This window comes from Candidatus Methylomirabilota bacterium (genome assembly GCA_036005065.1).
Lineage (GTDB): Bacteria > Methylomirabilota > Methylomirabilia > Rokubacteriales > DASRDR01 > DASYQW01.
The window spans coordinates 1-19,636 of sequence record DASYQW010000065.1 but is presented as its reverse complement, the minus strand read 5'-3'; the positions used below and the strand labels follow the sequence as shown (position 1 = coordinate 19,636).

General features: G+C 72.1%; 15 protein-coding genes. 13 read left to right on the top strand and 2 right to left on the bottom strand.

What is annotated here, in order from left to right; translation table 11 throughout:
- The 6 genes from mtnA (at position 1) to VGW35_04925 (ending at position 9,718) form a co-directional block, all read left to right on the top strand.
- Positions 1–1,035, top strand: coding sequence for an S-methyl-5-thioribose-1-phosphate isomerase (gene mtnA / locus VGW35_04950; GenBank protein HEV8306993.1), 1,035 nt, complete (start codon positions 1–3; stop codon positions 1,033–1,035).
- A gap of 271 nt (positions 1,036–1,306) precedes the next feature.
- The gene (locus VGW35_04945; GenBank protein HEV8306992.1) at positions 1,307–2,449 is read left to right on the top strand and encodes an alanine--glyoxylate aminotransferase family protein; all 1,143 of its coding nucleotides are present in this window, start codon (positions 1,307–1,309) and stop codon (positions 2,447–2,449) included.
- Between the two features lie 79 nt (positions 2,450–2,528).
- Positions 2,529–4,100, top strand: a complete 1,572-nt coding sequence (serA, locus tag VGW35_04940) for a phosphoglycerate dehydrogenase (protein ID HEV8306991.1) — start codon at positions 2,529–2,531, stop codon at positions 4,098–4,100.
- A gap of 79 nt (positions 4,101–4,179) precedes the next feature.
- Complete coding sequence (gene hisZ / locus VGW35_04935) at positions 4,180–5,508, top strand: ATP phosphoribosyltransferase regulatory subunit (protein ID HEV8306990.1); 1,329 nt, start codon at positions 4,180–4,182, stop codon at positions 5,506–5,508.
- 42 nt (positions 5,509–5,550) lie between these two features.
- Positions 5,551–6,864 carry an adenylosuccinate synthase gene (locus VGW35_04930; GenBank protein ID HEV8306989.1) on the top strand — a complete coding sequence of 438 codons (1,314 nt, stop codon included), beginning with the start codon at positions 5,551–5,553 and terminating at the stop codon, positions 6,862–6,864.
- A gap of 88 nt (positions 6,865–6,952) precedes the next feature.
- Complete coding sequence (locus VGW35_04925) at positions 6,953–9,718, top strand: tetratricopeptide repeat protein (protein HEV8306988.1); 2,766 nt, start codon at positions 6,953–6,955, stop codon at positions 9,716–9,718.
- On the opposite strand, the gene VGW35_04920 is transcribed toward VGW35_04925, so the two are convergent.
- Both VGW35_04920 and VGW35_04915 read right to left on the bottom strand, forming a co-directional pair.
- Entirely contained in the window at positions 9,700–10,437 is a 738-nt protein-coding gene (locus VGW35_04920; GenBank protein ID HEV8306987.1) for a class I SAM-dependent methyltransferase, read from the bottom strand. The two genes, VGW35_04925 and VGW35_04920, sit on opposite strands and share 19 nt — an antisense overlap.
- Positions 10,438–10,464: 27 nt before the next feature.
- A complete protein-coding gene (locus VGW35_04915) occupies positions 10,465–11,421 on the bottom strand; it encodes a cupin domain-containing protein (GenBank protein ID HEV8306986.1) in 957 nt (318 codons plus the stop codon).
- Between the two features lie 129 nt (positions 11,422–11,550).
- Here VGW35_04915 and VGW35_04910 point away from each other — a divergent pair, with 129 nt between their 5' ends.
- The 7 genes from VGW35_04910 to VGW35_04880 form a co-directional block, all read left to right on the top strand.
- Positions 11,551–12,687 carry a DUF4178 domain-containing protein gene (locus tag VGW35_04910; GenBank protein ID HEV8306985.1) on the top strand — a complete coding sequence of 379 codons (1,137 nt, stop codon included), beginning with the start codon at positions 11,551–11,553 and terminating at the stop codon, positions 12,685–12,687.
- A 129-nt stretch (positions 12,688–12,816) separates the two neighbouring features.
- Positions 12,817–15,024, top strand: coding sequence for a hypothetical protein (locus VGW35_04905; GenBank protein HEV8306984.1), 2,208 nt, complete (start codon positions 12,817–12,819; stop codon positions 15,022–15,024).
- A complete protein-coding gene (locus VGW35_04900; protein HEV8306983.1) occupies positions 15,021–16,094 on the top strand; it encodes a peptidoglycan bridge formation glycyltransferase FemA/FemB family protein in 1,074 nt (357 codons plus the stop codon). The genes VGW35_04905 and VGW35_04900 overlap by 4 nt, the downstream gene beginning before the upstream one ends.
- Positions 16,091–16,930, top strand: coding sequence for a DUF350 domain-containing protein (locus tag VGW35_04895; protein ID HEV8306982.1), 840 nt, complete (start codon positions 16,091–16,093; stop codon positions 16,928–16,930). The genes VGW35_04900 and VGW35_04895 overlap by 4 nt, the downstream gene beginning before the upstream one ends.
- A gap of 66 nt (positions 16,931–16,996) precedes the next feature.
- Positions 16,997–17,941 carry an agmatinase gene (speB, locus tag VGW35_04890; protein HEV8306981.1) on the top strand — a complete coding sequence of 315 codons (945 nt, stop codon included), beginning with the start codon at positions 16,997–16,999 and terminating at the stop codon, positions 17,939–17,941.
- A 173-nt stretch (positions 17,942–18,114) separates the two neighbouring features.
- Positions 18,115–19,026 (top strand): hypothetical protein, encoded by a 912-nt coding sequence (locus VGW35_04885; protein ID HEV8306980.1) that lies wholly within the window; start codon positions 18,115–18,117, stop codon positions 19,024–19,026.
- Positions 19,027–19,035: 9 nt separating this feature from the next.
- On the top strand, positions 19,036–19,636 hold a 601-nt coding region (locus VGW35_04880), incomplete at its 3' end, for a pyridoxal-phosphate dependent enzyme (GenBank protein ID HEV8306979.1).

The window sequence follows — 19,636 nt, the reverse complement described above, 5'->3', positions numbered from 1 at the left end:
TTGGCGCCCACGCTCGCCTTCACCACGGTCGCCTGGCTGGGCGATCGCGTCCTCCTCCTCGATCAGCGGCGGCTCCCGGGCGAGGAGGTCTCCCTCGAGTGCCGCACCTGGGAGGAGGTGGCCGAGGCGATCCGCTCGCTCGCCGTCCGGGGCGCTCCGGCCATCGGCGTGACGGCGGCCTTCGGCGTGGCGCTGGCGGCGCTCGCCAGCCAGGCGACGCGCTTCGACGACTTCATGGCGGACCTCGAGGTGGCGATCAAGGGCCTCGCCGCCACCCGGCCGACCGCGGTGAATCTCTTCTGGGCGCTCGAGCGGATGCGCCGGGATGCCGTCGATCACCAGGCACTCCCGGTCGCGACCCTGCGGGCGCGCCTCGCGGCCGAGGCGGAGACCATCCTGGAGGAGGACATCGCGGCCAACCGGCGCCTCGGGGCTCACGGAGCTTCGCTCGTCCCCGAGGGCGCGCGCATCCTGACGCACTGCAACGCCGGCGGGCTGGCCACCGCCGGATACGGGACGGCGCTCGGCGTCGTCCGAGCCGCCGTCGAGGCCGGCAAGCGACCCTTCGTCTGGGTGGACGAGACGCGGCCGGTCCTGCAGGGGGCGCGGCTCACGGCGTGGGAACTCGCCAAGGAGGGGATCCCCCACACCCTCATCGCGGACGTGGCAGCGGCCTCGATGATGGCGCGAGGCGAGATCGACCTCGTCGTGGTGGGCGCGGATCGGATCGCCGCCAACGGCGACACCGCGAACAAGATCGGAACGTACGGCCTGGCCGTCCTGGCCCAGGCTCACCGGCTTCCGTTCTACGTGGCGGCGCCCTTCTCCACCATCGACCCCACGCTCCCCGACGGCCAGGCGATCCCCATCGAGGAGCGCGACCCGCGGGAGATCCAGGAGCTGGCGGGCCAGCGGATCGCGCCGGCCGCGTCTCCCGCCCGGAACCCGGCCTTCGACGTGACCCCGGCCGCGCTCATCACCGCCATCGTGACCGAGCGCGGCGTCTTCCGCCCGCCCTTCGACTTCGGCCGATAGGTCATTTCGAGGGGGTCTCGGAAGACCCCCGATGCCCCCCCGTCGTGGCGGCGGCGAAGCCGCCGCTCTGAGCGCTCCCCGAGATACCACGCGCTCGCTGGTCGGCGCCGGGCCGGATTACTCCGACACTCTCCTGGGTCGCGGGCGGGGGCCCCCGGCCTGACCGGTCTCCGGTTGACCGGAGACGGACCCCGCCATATAGTGGAGAGGCGTGGCCGGAACCCCCAGGGGTCGGGTTCGCCGTCGGCCCCCAGCTCGAAAGGAGCGCCGCATGAAGAAGTACTATCTGATGGCCCCCGGGCCGACGCCCATCCCGCCCGAGGTGCTCCAGGCCCTCTCGCGTCCGATCCTTCATCACCGCACCCCCGAGTTCGAGGCGCTCTTCGCCCGCGTGCGGGCCTCGCTCGCCGAGCTCCTGGAGACCCGGAGCGAGGTGCTGATCCTGGCGGCCTCGGGGACGGGCGCCATGGAGGCCGCGGTGGTCAATCTCCTGTCGCCGGGGGACGAGGCGCTGGTGGTCCGCTGCGGGAAGTTCGGGGAGCGGTGGGGCGCGATCTGCCAGGCGTTCGGCGTCACCGTCCACGCCCTCGACGCCCCCTACGGGGAGACCGTCCCGCCGGAACGGGTGGCGGCGGCCCTCCGAGCCCACCCGGCGGCCAGGGCGCTCTTCGCGACGCAGAGCGAGACGTCGACCGGGGTCCTCGAGGACATCGAGGGCTATGCCGCGCTGACGCGGGCCACCGACACCCTGCTCGTCGTCGACGCCGTCTCCTCGTTCGGCGCCGTCCCGTGCCCGATGGACGCCTGGGGCATGGACGTCGTCGTCACCGGCTCGCAGAAGGGCCTGATGTGCCCGCCCGGCCTGGCCTTCATCGCGCTCAACGACCGCGCGTGGCGCGCGGCCGACCGCGCCGCCTGTCCCAGGTACTACTGGGACCTCCGGACCGAGCGGAAATGGCAGGCCAAGCGCCAGGCCCAGTACACCCCCGCCGTCTCGCTCCTGATGGGTCTCGACGTGGCCCTCGGGCTCATCAGGGCGGAGGGTCTGCCGCAGGTCTACCGCCGCCACGAGCGCCTGGCTCGCGCCATGCGCGGCGGCGCCGAGGCCCTCGGTCTCACCCTGTTCACCCGCGCGACCCCGAGCCCCGCCGTCACCGCCCTGGTGTCGCCCGCGGGTCTCGACGGGGAGGCGGTCGTGCGCGCGTACGGGGAGCAGCACAACATCACGATCGCTGGCGGCCAGGGTGAGATGAAGGGCCGAATCTTCCGCCTCGCCCACCTGGGCTACGTCGGCGAGTACGACGTCATCGTGGGGCTGGCCGCTCTCGAGCGCGTGCTGGCGGGACTCGGCGCGCCGGTGGAGCTGGGGGCCGGCGTCGGTGCCGCCCAGCGGCTCCTCGTCAAAGAGGGCTAGGTCGGTGGTGCCAGAGCGCCGCGCCCAGCGTCCGGAAGACGTCGGAGGGGGGCAAAGCCCCCCTCGGAAGCAAAAGCGGGTGCTCGTCACCGATTCGCTCCAGGACGTCGGCGTCCAGGTCCTCCGCGCCGAGGGGCTCGAGGTGGACGTGATCCCGACGCTGCCTCCGGCCGAGCTGGCCCGGCGGGTCGCCCCCTACGCGGGCCTCATCGTGCGGAGCGCGAGCAAGATCACGGCGGAGGTGATCGACGCCGGCCCGGCCCTCGAGGTCATCGGCCGGGCCGGCATCGGGCTCGACAACGTGGACGTGGACGCCGCCAGCCGCCGCGGCATCGTGTGCATGAACACGCCGGGTGGAAACACGATCTCGGCCGCCGAACACACGATGGCGCTGCTCCTCGCCATGGCGCGCAAGCTTCCCCAGGCCCACGCCCAGCTCAAGAGCGGGAAGTGGGAGCGCGAGCGCTTCCTCGGCGCCGAGGTCTACGGGAAGACGCTCGGGGTGATCGGACTCGGCCGGATCGGGGCCGAGGTGGCCCGCCGGGCGCAGGGCTTCGCCATGACGGTGATCGCCTACGATCCCTATCTCACCGAGGAGGTGGCCCAGCGCCTCGGAGTCGAGCTGGTGGATCTGGACACGCTCTACCGGCGGGCCGACTTCGTCTCGGTCCACGTCCCGCTGACCCGGGACACCCGGGGGCTGATCGGCGCCGCCGAGCTCGCGAAGATGAAGGACGGGGTGCGCCTGGTCAACTGCGCGCGGGGCGGCATCATCGAGGAGGCGGCGCTGGCCGCCGCCATCCAGGCGGGGAAGGTGGCGGCCGCGGCCTTCGACGTCTTCGAGCACGAGCCGCCGTGGGGCTCGCCGGTCCTCGACCTCGACCAGGTCGTGGTGACGCCGCACCTCGGCGCCTCCACCGAGGAGGCCCAGACCTCGGTGGCGGTGGCGGTCGCCCAGCAGGTCGCGGACCTGCTCGTGCGGGGCATCGTCCGCAACGCGGTGAACGCGCCGAGCGTGGACCCCGAGGTCCTCAAGGAGCTCAAGCCCTACCTCCTTCTGGCCGGCAAGCTCGGCTCCTTCCTGGGCCAGGTGGGGCAGGGGCGCATGGCCGAGATCAAGCTCCACTACGCCGGCGAGGTGGCGGGGCTCGCCGTGCAGCCGCTCACCGTGACGTTCCTGCGCGGGTTTCTCGCGGTCATCCTGGAAGAGAACGTCACCGACGTGAACGCGCCGTATCTGGCTCGGCAGCGTGGGCTGCGGGTGGTCGAGTCGAAGACGCCGGTCAGCGAGGACTTCGCGAGCCTCCTGAGCGCCGAGCTCAGGACCGACGTCGGCACCTGGCAGGTCGCCGGAACCCTCTTCCACCGGAAGGAGCCGCGGATCGTCCAGGTCGACGGGTACGGGATGGAGGCCCATCCCGAGGGCTGGATGGTGGTGTTCTCCAACGACGACGTCCCCGGCGTGATCGGCCGGATCGGGACCCTCTTCGGCACTCACGGGATCAACATCGCGGGGATGCAGCTCGGCCGGCAGCGCCCGGGCGGGCGGGCCGTCTCCATCCTGAACCTCGACAGCCCGGTTCCCGACCACGCCCTGGCCGAGCTCCGGGCCCTGCCCAACATCCGCTCCGCCGTTCTGGTCCGGTTGTAGAAGCAAAAAAGCCCCTGGCGTTCGCCCGGGTTTGCCCGTATACTTCTGCGGGTTTGCCCCGCTTCAGGCGTGGTTGGGTATGGACCGACGTAGCCTTCACTCGCAGCTCCCCACCGGGGTCAAGATCTATCTGCCCGATGAGGCCGCCCGGCTGCGCGGGCTGCAGGAGCGGCTGCTCGGCGTCTTCCGTCTATGGGGCTTCCGCGAGGTCGTGACCCCCACCTACGAGTTCTTCGACGTCCTCGCGCTCGGCACCGACGAGTCCCTCCAGGAGCGGATGTTCAGGTTCGTCGACCGCGAGACGGGCCGCATGCTCGCCCTCCGCGCCGACGTGACGCCTCAGATCGCCCGCATCGCCGCCACCCGTCTCCGGGATCAGCCCAAGCCCTACCGCCTGGCCTACCGGACGAACCTCTTCCGCTACGACGAGCCGCGGGTGGGACGCCAGCGCGAGTTCTATCAGGCCGGGGTCGAGCTCATCGGGCTCGACAAGCCCGAGGCCGACGCCGAGATGATCGCCATGGCGATCGAAGGGTTCCGGGCGGCGGGGCTCAGCCGCTTCCAGATCGACGTGGGGCAGGTCGAGTTCGTCCGCGGCATCCTCGAGGGTCTCGGCGTCGAGCGGCTGGTGGCGCGGGCACTGCGGGACGCCCTCCGCCGGAAGGACCGGGCGGAGCTCGAGCGCCTGGTAGGAGAGCTGCGGGTCCCACCGGCGACGGCCGACCTCCTCCTGGCGTTGCCCACGCTCCACGGACGCGCCGGCGTCCTCCCGCGCGCCGCGGCCCTCGTCCAGAACCCGCGCTCCGAGCGTGCCGTGGCGAGCCTCAGCGAGGTCCATCGGCTCCTGACCGCTTATGGTCTCGGCGACGCCGTCATCCTCGATCTCGGGGAGGTACGCGGCTTCGACTACTATTCGGGCGTCAACTTCGAGGGGTACGTGGAGGGCTTCGGCGCCGAGGTCTGCGGGGGCGGGCGCTACGACCACCTCCTGGCGCGCTTCGGGGACCCGTGTCCGGCGACGGGCTTCGCCTTCGACGTGAACCGGCTCCTCCTCGCGCTGGAGGCGCAGGGCGTCGAGCTGCCCGTGCGGGGGCCCGAGGTCTTCATCATCGACTTCACGGAGGACAAGGCGACCGCCCTCGTGCTGTCGCGCCGCCTTCGCGACCTCGGGCTCGCGGTGGCCCGGGACATCATGAGCCGGCCGCTCCACGAATCGCTCGCCTACGCCCGGGAGATCCGGGCCACCCGTGTCCTGGTGATCGACCCCGACGGCCTCGGCCGCGGCGAGGTCCGCATCGTCGACCCCACCAGCGGCCAGGACGAGCCCGTACCGCTCGGGGAGCTCCTGGCGGCCCCGGCTCGCCTTCTCGAGCCCGCGGGGGGTCTGGTGAGCGAGGCCGACCACTGATGACAAACCTCCCGCGCGCAGCCCCCCTCCGAGGATCGACGCGTGCCTAACATCGTCGTGGTCGGCGCCCAGTGGGGGGACGAGGGCAAGGGGAAGGTCGTCGACCTGGTGGCTCCCTGCGTGGAGGTCGTCGCCCGCTATTCCGGCGGCCCCAACGCGGGGCACACGGTCGTCGCCGGAGGCCGGCGGTACGTGCTGCAGTCGCTGCCGTGCGGGGTGCTTCGGCCCGGCAAGCGCAGCGTCATCGGCGGCGGCGTCGTCGTGGATCCCCAGGCCCTCCTCGAGGAGATGGACGGGCTGTGCGCGGCCGGGATCGCGCTCGACCACGTCTACGTCTCCCAGAGCGCGCACGCCATCCTGCCGTATCACCGGGCCCTCGACCAGGCGGATGACCAGGCTCGCATCGGCACGACCGGCAAGGGCGTCGGGCCGGCCTACGCCGACAAGGCGGCTCGGCTCGGCATCCGGATGGGCGACCTCCTGGACGAGGCGCTGCTCCGGCAGAAGCTCGAGCTCAACCTCCGCGTGAAGAACCACGTGCTGCGCGGCCTCTACGGGCACCCCGGGTTCGGCGTGGAGGAGCTCCTGCGGGCTGTCCGCGCCCAGGCCGAGCGGCTGGCCCCCCACATTGCCGACACGACTCTCCTGCTCCACCGGTGGATCGCGGCCGGGGCGAGCGTGATGTTCGAGGGTGCCCAGGGGACGATGCTGGACATCGACCACGGCACCTATCCCTACATCACGTCCTCGAGCGCGACCGCCGGCGGCGCCACCGTGGGAACCGGCGTGCCGCCGACCCGGATCCACGGGGTCCTCGGCGTCACCAAGGCCTATGCGACGCGCGTGGGCGGCGGCCCCTTCCCGACCGAGGTCGCGGGCGACCTCGGCGAGCTGATCCGGGCCCGCGGGAAAGAGTACGGCTCGGTGACCGGCCGGCCGCGACGATGCGGCTGGTTCGACGCGCCCCTCCTCCGTCATGCGGTGCGGGTGAACGGGCTCGACACGGTGGCGGTGACCAAGCTCGACGTGCTCGACCAGTGCCAGCGCGTCCGGGTGGGCGTGGCCTACCGTTACCGCGGGGCGCCCCTTGACGAGCTGCCGCTGGAGGAGCGCGTGCTGGCCAAGATCGAGCCCGTCTACGAGGAGCGGCCGGGCTGGATGGCGCCGACCGAGGGACTGCGGGTCTGGGAGGAGCTTCCCGGGCGCGCCCGCGACTACCTGAGCTGGATCCAGGACCTGATCGGCTGCGAGATCTCGCTGATCTCGACCGGGCCGGGGCGCGACGAGACGATCCTCGTCGGGGCTTCTCGGCTCGCGCGCTGGTTCCCCGACCTCCAGCAGGTCTCGGTCGGCTGAGCTGTCCGTGAGCTCCTGCCGCGCGGCCGGGCTCATCCGGACGCGCCGGCGGCGCGCGAGTGGTGGTGCGGCTCGCCATCTGAGGCCGATGATGCCCGACCTGCCGTCCGGGACCGTGACCTTCCTCTTCACGGATGTGGAGGGGTCGACCCGGCTCGTGGAGCGGCATCCCGAGGCCTACCGCGGCGCCATCGCTCGGCACCACGCGATCCTGGGGGCGGTCGTTGAAGAGCACCGCGGGTACGTGTTCGAGACGGTCGGCGACGCCATATACGCGGCGTTCCCGTCGCCCCGGGACGCGGTCGCCGCCGCGCTCCGGGCTCAGCGTGATCTCCAGGCCGAATCCTGGGGCGACCTCGGCCAGCTCCGGGTGCGGATGGGACTGCACACGGGGGAGGTCGAGCGGCAGGGGTCTCACTATTTCGGCCCGGCCCTCTACCGTTGTGCTCGGCTGACGAGCGCCGCCCATGGTGGACAGGTGCTGCTCTCGTCGGCCGCGGCGGAGCTCGTGCGGGACGCGTTGCCCGCCGGGTCGGATCTCCGTGACCTCGGCGAGCATCGGCTCAAGGACCTGCAACGGCCGGAGCGAATCTTCCAGCTCCTGGCGCCCGGGCTGGCCACCGACTTTCCGGCTCCGCGGGCGGTCGAGGACTTCGCTCACAACCTTCCGGTCCAGCCGACGCCGTTCATCGGTCGCCGGCGCGAGGTCCAAGCGGCCCATGCCCTCCTTCGAGATCCGGATACGCGACTGCTCACGCTCACGGGGCCCGGCGGGGTCGGCAAGACCCGAATCGGCCTCCGGGTGGCCGCCGACTCGCTCCGCGAGTTCCCGGGGGGCACGTTCTTCGTCGAGCTCGCTCCGGTCATCTCGGCGGACCTGGTGATGCCGAGCATCGCCAAGATGCTGGGGATCCAGGAGAGCGCCGCCCGGCCGATCCTGGACAGCCTCAGGGAGTATCTCCACGACCGGCATCTCCTGCTCCTGCTGGACAACTTCGAGCACGTTCAGGCGGCGGCGGCGCAGGTGGCCGACCTCCTGTCGGCATGCCCGGGATTGAAGGCGCTCGTCACCAGCCGCGAGCCCCTGCATCTGCGCGGTGAGCGACAACTCCCCGTGCCTCCGCTGGAGCTGCCGGACCGCACACGGGTGGAAGGGGTCGAGCAGTTGACGCGCTACGAGGCGGTTCAGCTGTTCATCCAGCGGGCCCAGGCGGCTACGCCCGACTTCGCGGTCTCGGAGCGGAACGCGTACGCGATCGCCGAAGTGTGCCACCGCCTCGATGGCCTGCCGCTGGCCATCGAGCTGGCCGCCGCTCGCGTCAACGTCTTCGCGCCGCCGGCGTTGCTGGCGCGGCTGGAGCATCGGCTCTCCCTGCTGACGAGCGGACCCCGGGACGTGCCCGCCCGCCAGCAGACGCTGCGTCAGGCGATCGCCTGGAGCTACGACTTGCTGACTCCGGCCGAGCAGATGATGTATCGTCGGCTCGCGGTGTTCGTCGGTGGGTGCACGCTCAGCGCGGCTGAGGCGGTGTTCGGAGAAGGGCCGGGTCCGAGACTCGACGTGCTGAATGGGATGGCGGCCCTCCTCGACAAGAGCCTCCTCCGTCGGGACGAAGGGTTTGCCGGGCCGCGCTTCAGGATGTTGGAGACCGTCCGCGAGTACGCGCTGGAGCGCCTGGACGAGGCCGGCGAGGTAGACCGGTTCCACCGGCGCCACGCCGATTACTGTCTGGGGCTCGCCGAGCAAGCGGAGCCGAGCCTGGTCGGGTCAAGTCAGGCCGAATGGCTGGACCGGCTGGAGGCGGAGCATGACAACCTGAGCGCAGCCCTCCACTGGTTCGGCAGGAATGGGCTGGCCGATCAAGGGCTCCGGCTCTGGGCGGCGCTCCGACGATTCTGGCACGCCCGCGGTCACTTCACCGAGAGCCGGGAGCGTGTGGCCGAGCTGCTCTCGCTACCGGCGGCCCGCGAGCGAACCGCCGGGCGGGCCAAGGCTCTGCACGGGGCGGGGTACCTCGCCCGGGAGCAGGGAGACTACCGCGAGGCCCGCGCCTTCTTCCAGGAAAGTCTGGAGATCTTCCGCGAGCTCGGCGACGCGCCCGGGATCGGCTGGGCCCTGGTCGACCTCGGTTTCCTCACTCGGACCGAAGGCGACTACGCGGCCGCTCGCGACCTGCTCGAAGAGAGCCTCCTTGTGCTGAAGCGGAGCGGCGACAGGCGCGGGATCGCGGCAGCACTCGGCAACCTCGGGCTCATCGCCCGCGACCAGGGCGATGCGGAGGCCGCCGAGGGATACCTGAGAGACAGTCTGGGCCTCTGGAGAGAGCTCGGCGATCGTGTGGGCTACGGCTGGGCGCTCACGGGCGTGGGGATGGTTGCCCGGGTCCAGGGCCGATACGATGAGGCGCATTCCCGCCTCGAGGAGGCCCTGGCGGTCTATCGCGAGCTGGGAGACCGGCAGAACACCGCCAACGTGCTGAGCACGGTCGCGCGCTTGGCCCGCGACCGGGGCGCGTACGACGTCGCCCGGACGCGCTTGGCGGAGAGCCTGGCGATCTTCAAGGACGTAGGGGACCGGCGCGGCATCGCGTTCGTCCTCGAGGGCTTCGCCGGTCTGGCCGCCATCGAGGCCCAGCCGGCCCGCGCGCACTGCCTGGCCGGGGCCGCCGCCGCGCTGCGCCGGACCATCGGCGCGGCCGCGCCGCCCGCCTGGCAGGCCGATCTGGAGCGCAGCCTGGAGGCGGTGAGCCGGGAAGTCAGCCGTGAGGCGGTCGACGAAGCCAGCGCCCGGGGTTGTTCGATGACGCTCCCGGACGCCATCGCATTCGCCCTCGCTCAGCCGGCCCGCTCGTAGACCGAGACGTGGGCCGCGCTCTCTCCGGTAAACGGCTCGCGGGAGAAGCCGCCCCACCGCTCGCGCAGCCGGAGCCCGGCGAGCCGGGCCATCAGATCCAGCTCTGACGGCCAGGCATAGCGCAGCCACACCGGATAGAGCCGGGCGCCGTGCGGCGTGATCACCACGTTCTGCGCGCGGACGAGCTGCCGGACGGGGTCGTGGAGGGCCACCTCGAGATGCACGACCTCCGGCTCGACCACGATCGCCCCCACCCGCTGACCGCGGTCGAAGCGCCCGAGATCGGGCACGAAGGCCTCCAGCGCGAACACGCCGTTCTCCGCGAGGTGCTCGGCCACCCGGGCGAAGCAGCGCACCTGATCGTCCTGGGCGAGAAGGCCGAAGAAGGTGTTGAAGACGACGTAGACCAGCGAGAAGCGGCGGCCCAGCGCCAGGTCGGCGAAGTTCCCCATCGTCACCGGCACCCGCTCGCTGCCGGGCTTGGCCCGGAGCTTCGCCACCATGGCCGGCGAGGCATCGACGCCGTGCACCTCGAGGCCCCTGGCGGCCAGCGGCAGGGCGATGCGGCCGGTGCCGATCCCGAGCTCGAGGGCGGGACCCCGCCCGGCGATACCGGCCAGGAACGCCACCGCGGCATCGGTATTGGGCGGCATCCGCGGCGACTCGTCGTACACGTCGGCGATGCGCTCGCCGTAGGTGGAGGCGTCGTACTCGGCCATGGCGGCCGGGTGGGAGTCGCCGACGGGCTACGTGAAGCTGAAACCCATCGTCCGGCAGTGATAGTAGAGGCCGCCGTCCTGGACGATGAGGAAGAGCGCCAGCGCGTCGCCGTCGTTGTGATGGGAGTGCAGGAGCGTCGGCGGCGTGATCATCGCGGCGCTCGGCTCCCAGTCGACCCGGGCGCCGTCGATCAGGGAGTAACAGCCCGTCCCGGCCACGACCAGCGTGACCGCCACGGCGTTGTGGCGGTGAGCGCGCTGGGACTCCCCGGGCAGGAGCGAGTTCATCGCCAGCGTGAAGGACGGCGTCGTCGTCCGCGAGCCCTCCAGCGCGGCATTCCCGAAGTTCACCGACTTGCCGGGCATGGCCTGCCCGCGGGGGTCCTGGTAGACGGCGTAGAGCTGCCGGCGGATCTCGGCCGCCGGGTAGTGGACCGCCGCGATGGATCCCTCGCCCGGCGCCGGGGGCCGGCAGCGCTCGAAGGCGAGCTGGGGCTCGTTGGTGACGACCCACAGGACCGCGTCGGTCGCCGCCCGGTGGGTGACCGTGCTGCCACCGGGAAGCCCGAAGGCGTCGCCGTCCTGCCAGGCGATCGGCTCGCCACCGCGCGCGCCGAAGGTCGTCGTGCCCGAGCCGCGAATCACATACGCCAGCTCGGTGCTGGCGGTGAAGGCCGTGGTGAGGCTGTCCCCGGTCCGGATCCGCGCATAGCGCGCCAGGATCAGCGGCGTGGTGGCGGGGCCATCGAGCTCGAGCTCGCCGCTCAGGTCGAGCGGGATCAGCCCGGTCGCGGTCGCCGGATCGAGCGCGCGGTCGCGCTCGTCCAGGAAGACGCGAGGCGGGATCGAGGGACGCTTGATGTTGAAGCCGTCGAGTGACGAAAGGTAGCGGGCGTTGGCGGAGAGCGCGGTGGGCGGGCGGCCGGCCTCGGTGTCCAGGCCGAAGAGCGCCCGGAGCGGGAGCTCGTCGACGGTCTTCGCCATCTCGGTATCCTCCTCGGTGGGGTGTGAGCGATGCTAGCCCGAGGGCGCGCCGAGCGTCAAGCGTCGGCTGCACCCGAAACTTGACAGGGACGGGCTTCCGCCCACAGACTGCGGCCCCGAGAGCACCGCATGGCCGCGCCGAAACGCCCCGGGCTCGAGACCGCCGACCCTCGCGTCGGCCAGACGCTTTCCTTCGAAGGCCACGAGTGGGAGGTCACCGACCACTCGAGCTACTGGAGCCCCGAGGGATACCGCGTCACCGAGTGGTGCTGCGAGACCGGGGACACCGAGGCCTACCTCCTGAAGGAGGTGCAGGAGGGGGTGCCCACCCGGTGGTTCTTCACGCGGCATATCTCCTCGGACGCCGTGGCGGTCGCCGGGGGCGAGGCCCTGCCCGCGTGGGTCGCCGGCCACCGCGACGCCGCCCCGCCCGAGACGGTGACGTACGCGGGCGGCACCTACCGCCACGTCGACACCACCGAGGGCACCTACGAGGACGAGCCCGGCCAGCGCGTCCCCAAGACCACGTGGGACTACTGGGACGAGGGGCGCGCCACGAATCTCGCGGTCGAGCGCTGGGGCGACGGCCGCGTCGACTGCTATCACGGCCGCTACATCGAGCCCGGCCAGGTGACACTCGATCCGGCGGCGTCGGGAGACGCCGGAGTCGCGTCCGCGAGCGCCACGCCCTTCGTCGCATCCGGCCTGCGGGCCGATGCCCGCCCGGCCGCCACCCGCCAGACGCCGGCACTCCGGAGGCGCCTCAACCCCTTCCTGGCCGCCGCCGTGTGCCTGCCGATCGTCTACGTGCTGCCCTTCTTCCTCGGGCGCCCGTTCGACCAGTCGATCTCCGCGTCGCTGCCGCTCGCCCTGCTCGGGGGCTGGGTCTTCGCGCTCGCCCGCGCGCCGGCCGCGGCCGCCACCGGCCTCCTCCTGGCGGCGCTGCTGACCGTGGTCTTCTGGTGGTATCCTCCGCAGACGCGGGCGGTGGGCTTCCTGGCTCTCCTCGTCGCGCCGGCGGTGGTCCTCTGGGGCGGCGGGCGGCGGGAGGCGGCCGAGGGCCACTTGCCCGTGCTCTACGCGGCATTCGTCGCCGTGGCCGCGCCGCTGCTGGTGCTCGGCCTCTTCCACTATTTCCGCTTCGCCCCCATGCCCCACAGCCTCGGCCAGCTCGCCCTGGCCCTCGGGCCGGCCGCGCTCGGCGGCGCCCTCGGGTGCGCCGCGCTGGCGGTGCTGCTGACGTTCAGCGACACGGAGAGTCCGTGAACCCGACCTCGACGGCGCCGTCCGGTCCCGGACCGGGCTGCGGCCCGAGCAGCTCAAGGGCGCAGGCCCGAGCCGGCGCGAGGCGTATGCCGCATGCGTTGAGCGCCGGCGAGGGCCGAGGACGCCGAGATGCGACGGATCCCGGCCCCGTCCCAGGGTGACGCCGTGAGCCACGTCTTCCTCGACACGAGCGGCGGCCATCTCCGGCTCTACCTGAACGGTGACCTCCAGTTCGACGCCCGGGACGAGCGCCTCTACCACGAGCCGCTGGCGCTCCTTCCCATAGCCCTGGCGGCGAGCCGGGCGCCGCGGCGAGCGCTTCGTGTCCTGATCCTCGGCGGCGGCGATGGTCTGGCGTTGCGCGAAGTCCTTCGCGTCGCCGAGGTCCGAGAGGCTCACGTCGTGGACCGGGATCCCGAGGTGCTCCGGCTCGGGCGGGGGCCTCTGGCCGAGCTGAATCGCGGCGCCTTCCGGGACCCTCGCGTGCGCGTCCACGTCCTCGACGCGCGGGAATTCCTGGGGCGCGCCCGAGGCTTCGACGTCCTGATCTACGACCTCACGTACCCCGACGACGTCGCCGGCGCGGCCCTGTTCAGCGTGCCGTTGTTCCGCAAGGCGCGGGCCGCCCTCCGGCCGGCCGGCCTCCTGGGTGTGAACGCGGTCTCCCCCGAGCTGACGCCGCAGGGCTTCGGCTGCGTGGGGGCGACGCTCGGCGCCGCCGGGTTGTGGGCGGTGCCCTACGCGCTCGCGCTCCCGTCCTTCCTCGAGGAGGGCTACGGGCGCTGGGGCTTCCTCTTCGCCTCGCCTCGGTCCATCGCTCGGGCCGAGCTCCGCCGCCTCCGGCTGCCGGAGGGCACCGAGCTCACGGCGGAGACCGTCCTCGCGGCGACGCGCGTCCCGGCGGCCGCCCGGGGCGCCATGGAGGCGGCGCCGAACCGAACCGACGAGCTCCTCTACTACCTCCACAACGCCGCGCCCCTCGCCTGGGCCGCCCCCTGGCGAGCCCTCCGCTTCCGTCCGGGCCCCGGCGAGCCCGGGCCGCGGCTCACGGCCGCGCAGGGATTCGCCCGCTGGCTCCACGAGCCGGCCGGCCGCCGCTCGCTCGAGGAGCTCCTGCGGTGTCTGCCGCTCTCCCGGCGGGGCCAGACCCGGGAAGCGCTCCTCGACTGGAGTCAACACGCCGAGACCCTCCTCCGCGAGCTCGATCTGAGGGCCTTTGTGGACACGGCGCTCCGCCGCGCGGGGGAGCTCCCCCGGGCCTGGGTCCGCGAGCTTCGCGCCCTGCGCGCCCGAATCCGGGACGGCCTGCCGTCGCTGCGCGACCTGCTCGAGCACGCCTATCGCGTCTTCGCCATCTACCTCCTCGTGCTCCTGCTGGTGAACCTCTTCTTCCCGGACAACCTGTACGCCAAAGGCTTCAGCTCGTCGGGGACCCGAAGCTCTTCTTCGTCGTCGGGAAGCTCGGGAGAATCGCTTCCCTTCTACGGCTTCAATTTCACGGCTCCGGGCCTGCGTCCCATCCCGTACGGCTTCCGCCCGAGCGTGCTCGGGGAGCCGGCGTGGGCGCCGACGCGGCAGCCCCGGCGCGTCTTCGATCCCCTGGGCCGCGAGTATCCGGCGCGCAACCTCGCCCTCGCCGATCCTCAGGGGACCCGGCGGACGATCCCCTCGCTCGTCGCCCTCACGCCGGAGCTCCAGGTGCTCGAGTCGGGCGCGCTCGCCTGCACCACGGCCCCGCCCGGGTACCAGTGCCTGCTCGAGCCGGGCCGCGTGCGGGTGCTCGACGCCGACGGCCGCGAGATCCTCGCCCTCCTGCCGCCGCGCGAGCTCGAGGCCGAGGCGCCGGTGCATCTCGACGCCCAGGGCCGCGTCCTGGAGCGGGCCATCCAGGACCACCGGCGCTGGGTGGAGTGGGTGCGGTGGGCGGCGCCGCTGCCGCAGGGGGTCGAAGCCATCTCGGAGCTGGCGCGCCTCGAGGCCATCCGGAAGGCGGTCGAGACCGGCAAGGGCGTCTGGGTGACGCGACCGCCCGCGCCGGCGGTGACCCGGTCTCCCCGGTGGGTTCCCGTCACCCCGGGCATCTATCTCGAGCCGGCCCAGTACGCGCACCAGGATCCGACGCTCGTCCTCGTCCACCCGGACGGGAGCGTCCATCGGCGCCCGGTCGCGCCGCCGACCGCCCTGACCGACGAGGACCGCTTCGTCTTCGGCGTCCTCAACCAGCGGCTGACCCAGGGCCGCGATCAGTCCCTCGCCGGCCCCGTCGCCCGCTGGGTCGAGCGTCACGGCGCGGCGCTCGGCGTCTCGCCTCCGGCGACACCGGCCCCGCGCTCATGAGACGGATCGCCCCTCTGGAGGCGCGCCATCGCGCCGCGTGGGACGCGCTGACGGCGGACCATCACGGCGCCGGCTTCATGCAATCCTGGGCGTGGTCGCGCTTCAAGGAGCTCGAGGGCTACACGGTCGTGCGGCTCGGGATCTTCGAGGGGGCCACGCTGCGCGGCGGGGCCGTCGCCTACGCGTTCCCGTCTCCCGCCGAGGGGGGCCTGGTCGCCGTCCCGGACGGGCCGGTCCTCGACTGGGAGACGCCCGGCGCCGCCGCCGCCTTCCGGGCGCTCCTCGAGGCGCTCCTCGCCTCGGCAGCCGGCAAGCGGGCGGTGGCGGTGCGCGTCGAGCCTCGGCTCGAAGCGGTGCCGGCGCCCCTGGGCGGCCTGGCGCGGGCGCCGGTCGACCTCGTGCCGGAGGAAACGCTCGAGGTCGACCTGGGGCCCGACGCCGTGATGCTGGCGCGGATGAAGCCGAAGGGCCGCTACAACGCGCGGCTGGCCGGGCGCCGGGGCGTCGAGGTGGTGAGCTCGACGGACCCCGCCGACGTGCACGAGTTCTACCGCGTGCTGGCGGAGACCGCGCGCTATCACGGCTTCCTCCTCGAGCCCAAGAGCTTCTTCATCAACCTGGTCCAGGCTCTGTGCCCGGAGATGGGACGCTTGGCCTTCGCCCGCTACAAGGGGATGACGCTGGCGGCGGCGCTGACGGTCCGCCATGGCGGGACCGTGACGTTCCTCTACGGGGGTCACCTGCCGCTCTTCCCCGACGTGATGGCGAGCTACGCGCTGCACTGGCACATCCTGCGGGAGGCGGCCCGCGAGGGCTACCGCATCTACGATTTCTACGGCTACGTGGCGCCCGGCCGTCCGGACCATCCCTACGACCGCTTCTCCCGCTTCAAGGAGAAGTTCGGCGGGCGCCACGTCCGGCGGATCGGATCGCGCGACGTCGTGTTCTACGACCGCCTCGCCGACGTGGCGCTCCGGGCCCTCCGTCGAACTCCGGCGGCCGGCCGGCCTCCGGCAGCCCGGCCGGCGGCGGCCGTCGGCGGCCGGCCGGCGGGAGGGGAGGGGGCATGACCTACGGGCTCAACGCCGTCACGTATCTCCTGCTGAGCTTCGCGCTGGCCTGGGTGGGGAAGCTCGCCTATGGCGTGGCGAATCCGCCGGCGCGCGTCGACCGGGAGGTCACCGCCCGGGACAACCTGGCCTTCGCGGTGCCGCTCGGGGCGTACTACCTCGGCATCCTCATCGTGATGGGCGCGCCCCTGTCCGGTCAGCCGCGCGGGGATCTCCTGCGCGAGGCGCTGGCCGTGGCCGGCTGGGGTCTCCTGGCCATCCTGCTCCTGAACGTGGCGGCCGTCGTCAACCGGCGGCTCCTCTTTCACGGGCTCGACTTCGCCCGCGAGATCCTCGAGCGCCGCAACCTCGCCTGCGGCATCGTCGCGGCCGGCTCGCACATCGCCAACGCGCTCCTCGTGCTGGGGGCCCTGGCCGACGAGGGGGGCCTGCTGCCCGCCGCGGTGTTCTGGGTGTACGCCCAGATGCTGCTGGCCCTGGCCGCGGCCGCCTTCCTCCGCCTCGTGCGCTACGAGTTCGCGGCCGAGATCCGGCGGGGCAACCAGGCGATCGCGCTGAGCGTGGCCGGGGTGTTCGTCGCCATGGCGAACGTGCTCCGCATGTCGATCTCGGGGCCGTTCGAAGGCTGGACCCCGGCCTTCACGGCGGCCACCGGGTACGCCCTGGCCGGCCTGATCCTCCTCTTCGCCGCCCGCCAGCTGACCGACTGGGTGCTGCTGCCCGGGGTGACCATCCACCAGGAGGTGGTGGAGCAGGAGATCCCCAACGTCGGCGTGGGCTACCTCGAAGCGCTCTTCTACCTCGGTGCGTCGTTCCTCATCGGCTGGAGCCTCTGAGCCGCCACGCTCGCTATGCCGGGCGTGCGGTGAAGGTTCCCTCGACCCACTCTCGGAGGAGATGACATGAGCTACCCGGAACCGATCGACAGCATGGTGTATCCGCGCTACTCGGGCATCGCCACCTTCATGCGCCTGCCCCACCTTCGCGAGACGCGGGATTTGGACGTGGCCTTCGTCGGGGTGCCGTTCGACACCGCCGCCGGCTATCGCGTCGGAGCGCGCCTGGCGCCCCGGGCCATCCGGAACGCCTCCAGTCAGGTGCGCATCCACCATCCGATCTACGACCTCACCGTCCACAAGCAGATCCGGATCGCGGACTACGGCGACGTGCGGACCACGCCGTTCGAGATCGAGCGGACGTTCGAGTGGATCACCGAGGAGTTCGACGCCATCTACGCCCACGGCTGCAAGGCGATCGCCGTCGGCGGAGACCACAGCATCACGTTCCCGATCCTGCGGGCGGTCGCGCGGCATCAGGGGCCGCTGGCCATCGTCCACATCGACGCCCACACCGATACCCACGACACCCAGTTCGCCCACAAGCTGACCCACGCCACGACGTTCCGCCGGGCCCACGAGGCGGGACTGATCATCCCCGAGAAGGTCGTCCAGCTCGGCATTCGCGGCAGTCTCTTCTATCCCGACGACCTCCAGTGGTCGACGGAGCACTACCGGATGATGCCGGCCCACGAGATTCATCGGCGGCCGATGGACGACGTGGTCGCCGAGATCCGCGAGATCGTCGGCGGCGCCCCGCTCTACTTCACCTTCGACATCGACGGGATGGATCCGTCCTGTGCGCCGGGCACCGGGGTCCCGGAGATCGGGGGGCTGACCAACTGGCAGGTCATGCAGATCATCCGGGGCCTGGTGGGGCTCAACCTGGTCGGCGCCGATCTCGTCGAGGTCTCGCCTCCGTGCGATACCAACGACATCACCTCGATCACGGCCGCCCACATGCTGTTCGAGATCGCCTCGGTGTTCGCCGCCAACAAAGCGGGGCGGTGACCGCCGGGAAAAGACGCGGGCAGGCGAGCAGGCCACCATCGAGCGTGTTGTCGACGCCTGTCGCTACTCTGACGCTGCTTCTGCTGGCCGTCCTGGCGGTCCCGCTTCGTGCCGGGGACCCGGTTCTCGGACACCGCCACGTTCAGCTAACGGACGCTGCCCGCCAGCGAACCTTGACGTTCGAGCTGTGGTACCCGGCGCCGCCGGGCGGGAAAGCCACCATCCCGGACAGCCTCTACGTACAGTCCGCGCGGGTCGAGGACGCGTCACCGGTCCCCGGTCGCCGCTCCCTGATCCTTCTCTCCCATGGACTCACCAGCCGGCCCGAATCGCTCGCTTGGCTGGCCGACCGCCTGGTTCGCTGCGGATTTGCGGTCGCTGCCCCGCAGCATCTCGATCCGACCTTCAAGACTCCCCACATGGACCACTGGCAGCGGGCCGAGGACCTGCGGTTCGTGCTCACCTACCTCCTTCAGTCGGATGATGGTCGGCGGTCTATCGATTCGCGGAAAGTGGGCATGGCCGGCTTCTCGCTGGGTGGAGGAACCGGTATCTGGCTTGCCGGCGGGCGGGCATCGGCCTACCGGCGGACTGCCAATCCCGGGCCTCGCTGGGCGCCGCCCGACGAGTTCCCCCCCGTGGATTCCCCCATCTATCGACGCTTGATGGAGACCACCGACTTCAAGGCGGCCGCCGCCGACCACTCGGACCCTCGCATCCGCGCCTTCTACCTGATGGCGCCCTCCTTGGGCTGGGCATTCGAGCCGCAAGACTTAGCCAGAATTCACCGTCCGCTGCGCATCGTGGTTGGCAAGAATGACGAGATGCTGGTCCCCGAAACCAACGCCCTGCATTACGCCCGTTCCATTGCCGGATCCGAGCTCATGGTTCTTCCGCCTCCGACCGGACATTTTGTCTTCCACGCCGCCCTGCGCCCCGGTCAGGAAAGCCGCTTCGACCCGGATGGCACCCTGCGAGCCATTTATACCGACCCGCCGGGGGTGGACCGACGCGACGTGCAGCATACCGTTGCCGCCGACTGCTGCGCCTTCTTCCAGCGATGGCTGCTCTCTCCGTCCCCATGAGATGAGCCGATGGGCGTGGTCATCGGGCTGACCTGTCCCCGCTGCGGGGCCGAATACGCCGCCGAGCCGCTCTTCGACGGCTGCCCGGCCTGCCGGCCTGCCGGCCTCGGTGTCAACCTCTGGCCGCGCTACGACGAGGCCGCCGCGGCGCGGACCCTCACGCGCGGCAGCCTCGCCGGACGCCCGTGGGACATGTGGCGCTACGGCGAGTTGCTGCCGGTGGACCCGGGACGGCGCGTGGCACTCGGAGAAGGCGGCACGCCGTTGACCGAGCTGCCGCGGCTGGCCAGCCGCTATGGCCTGGCCCGCCTGTACGCCAAGGACGAGACCCGCAACCCCACCTGGTCGTTCAAGGACCGGCTGGCCGCGGTCGCCGTGTCAAAAGCGGTCGAGGCCGGGGCGCGGGTCGTGCTGGACTCCTCGACCGGCAACCAGGGCGCGGCCACCGCCGCCCATGCGGCGAAGGCGGGCCTGCCGGCGGTGGTCTTCACCTTCGGGCGGGTGCCCTGGACGATGAAGGTCTTCATGGCGGCCTACGGGGCGATGGTGCTCCAGATCGACGACGACGTGGCCCGCCGCCGCACGCTGGAGGCCTGCGTCCGTGAGCTTC

Excerpts from the sequence above, each read along its gene's own strand:
- VGW35_04945 (HEV8306992.1), top strand. The coding sequence starts at position 1,307 with ATGAAGAAGTACTATCTGATGGCCCCCGGGCCGACGCCCATCCCGCCC.
- hisZ (HEV8306990.1), top strand. The coding sequence starts at position 4,180 with ATGGACCGACGTAGCCTTCACTCGCAGCTCCCCACCGGGGTCAAGATC.
- VGW35_04925 (HEV8306988.1), top strand. The coding sequence starts at position 6,953 with ATGATGCCCGACCTGCCGTCCGGGACCGTGACCTTCCTCTTCACGGAT.
- VGW35_04920 (HEV8306987.1), bottom strand. The coding sequence starts at position 10,437 with ATGGCCGAGTACGACGCCTCCACCTACGGCGAGCGCATCGCCGACGTG.
- VGW35_04915 (HEV8306986.1), bottom strand. The coding sequence starts at position 11,421 with ATGGCGAAGACCGTCGACGAGCTCCCGCTCCGGGCGCTCTTCGGCCTG.
- VGW35_04910 (HEV8306985.1), top strand. The coding sequence starts at position 11,551 with ATGGCCGCGCCGAAACGCCCCGGGCTCGAGACCGCCGACCCTCGCGTC.
- VGW35_04905 (HEV8306984.1), top strand. The coding sequence starts at position 12,817 with ATGCGACGGATCCCGGCCCCGTCCCAGGGTGACGCCGTGAGCCACGTC.
- VGW35_04900 (HEV8306983.1), top strand. The coding sequence starts at position 15,021 with ATGAGACGGATCGCCCCTCTGGAGGCGCGCCATCGCGCCGCGTGGGAC.
- VGW35_04895 (HEV8306982.1), top strand. The coding sequence starts at position 16,091 with ATGACCTACGGGCTCAACGCCGTCACGTATCTCCTGCTGAGCTTCGCG.
- speB (HEV8306981.1), top strand. The coding sequence starts at position 16,997 with ATGAGCTACCCGGAACCGATCGACAGCATGGTGTATCCGCGCTACTCG.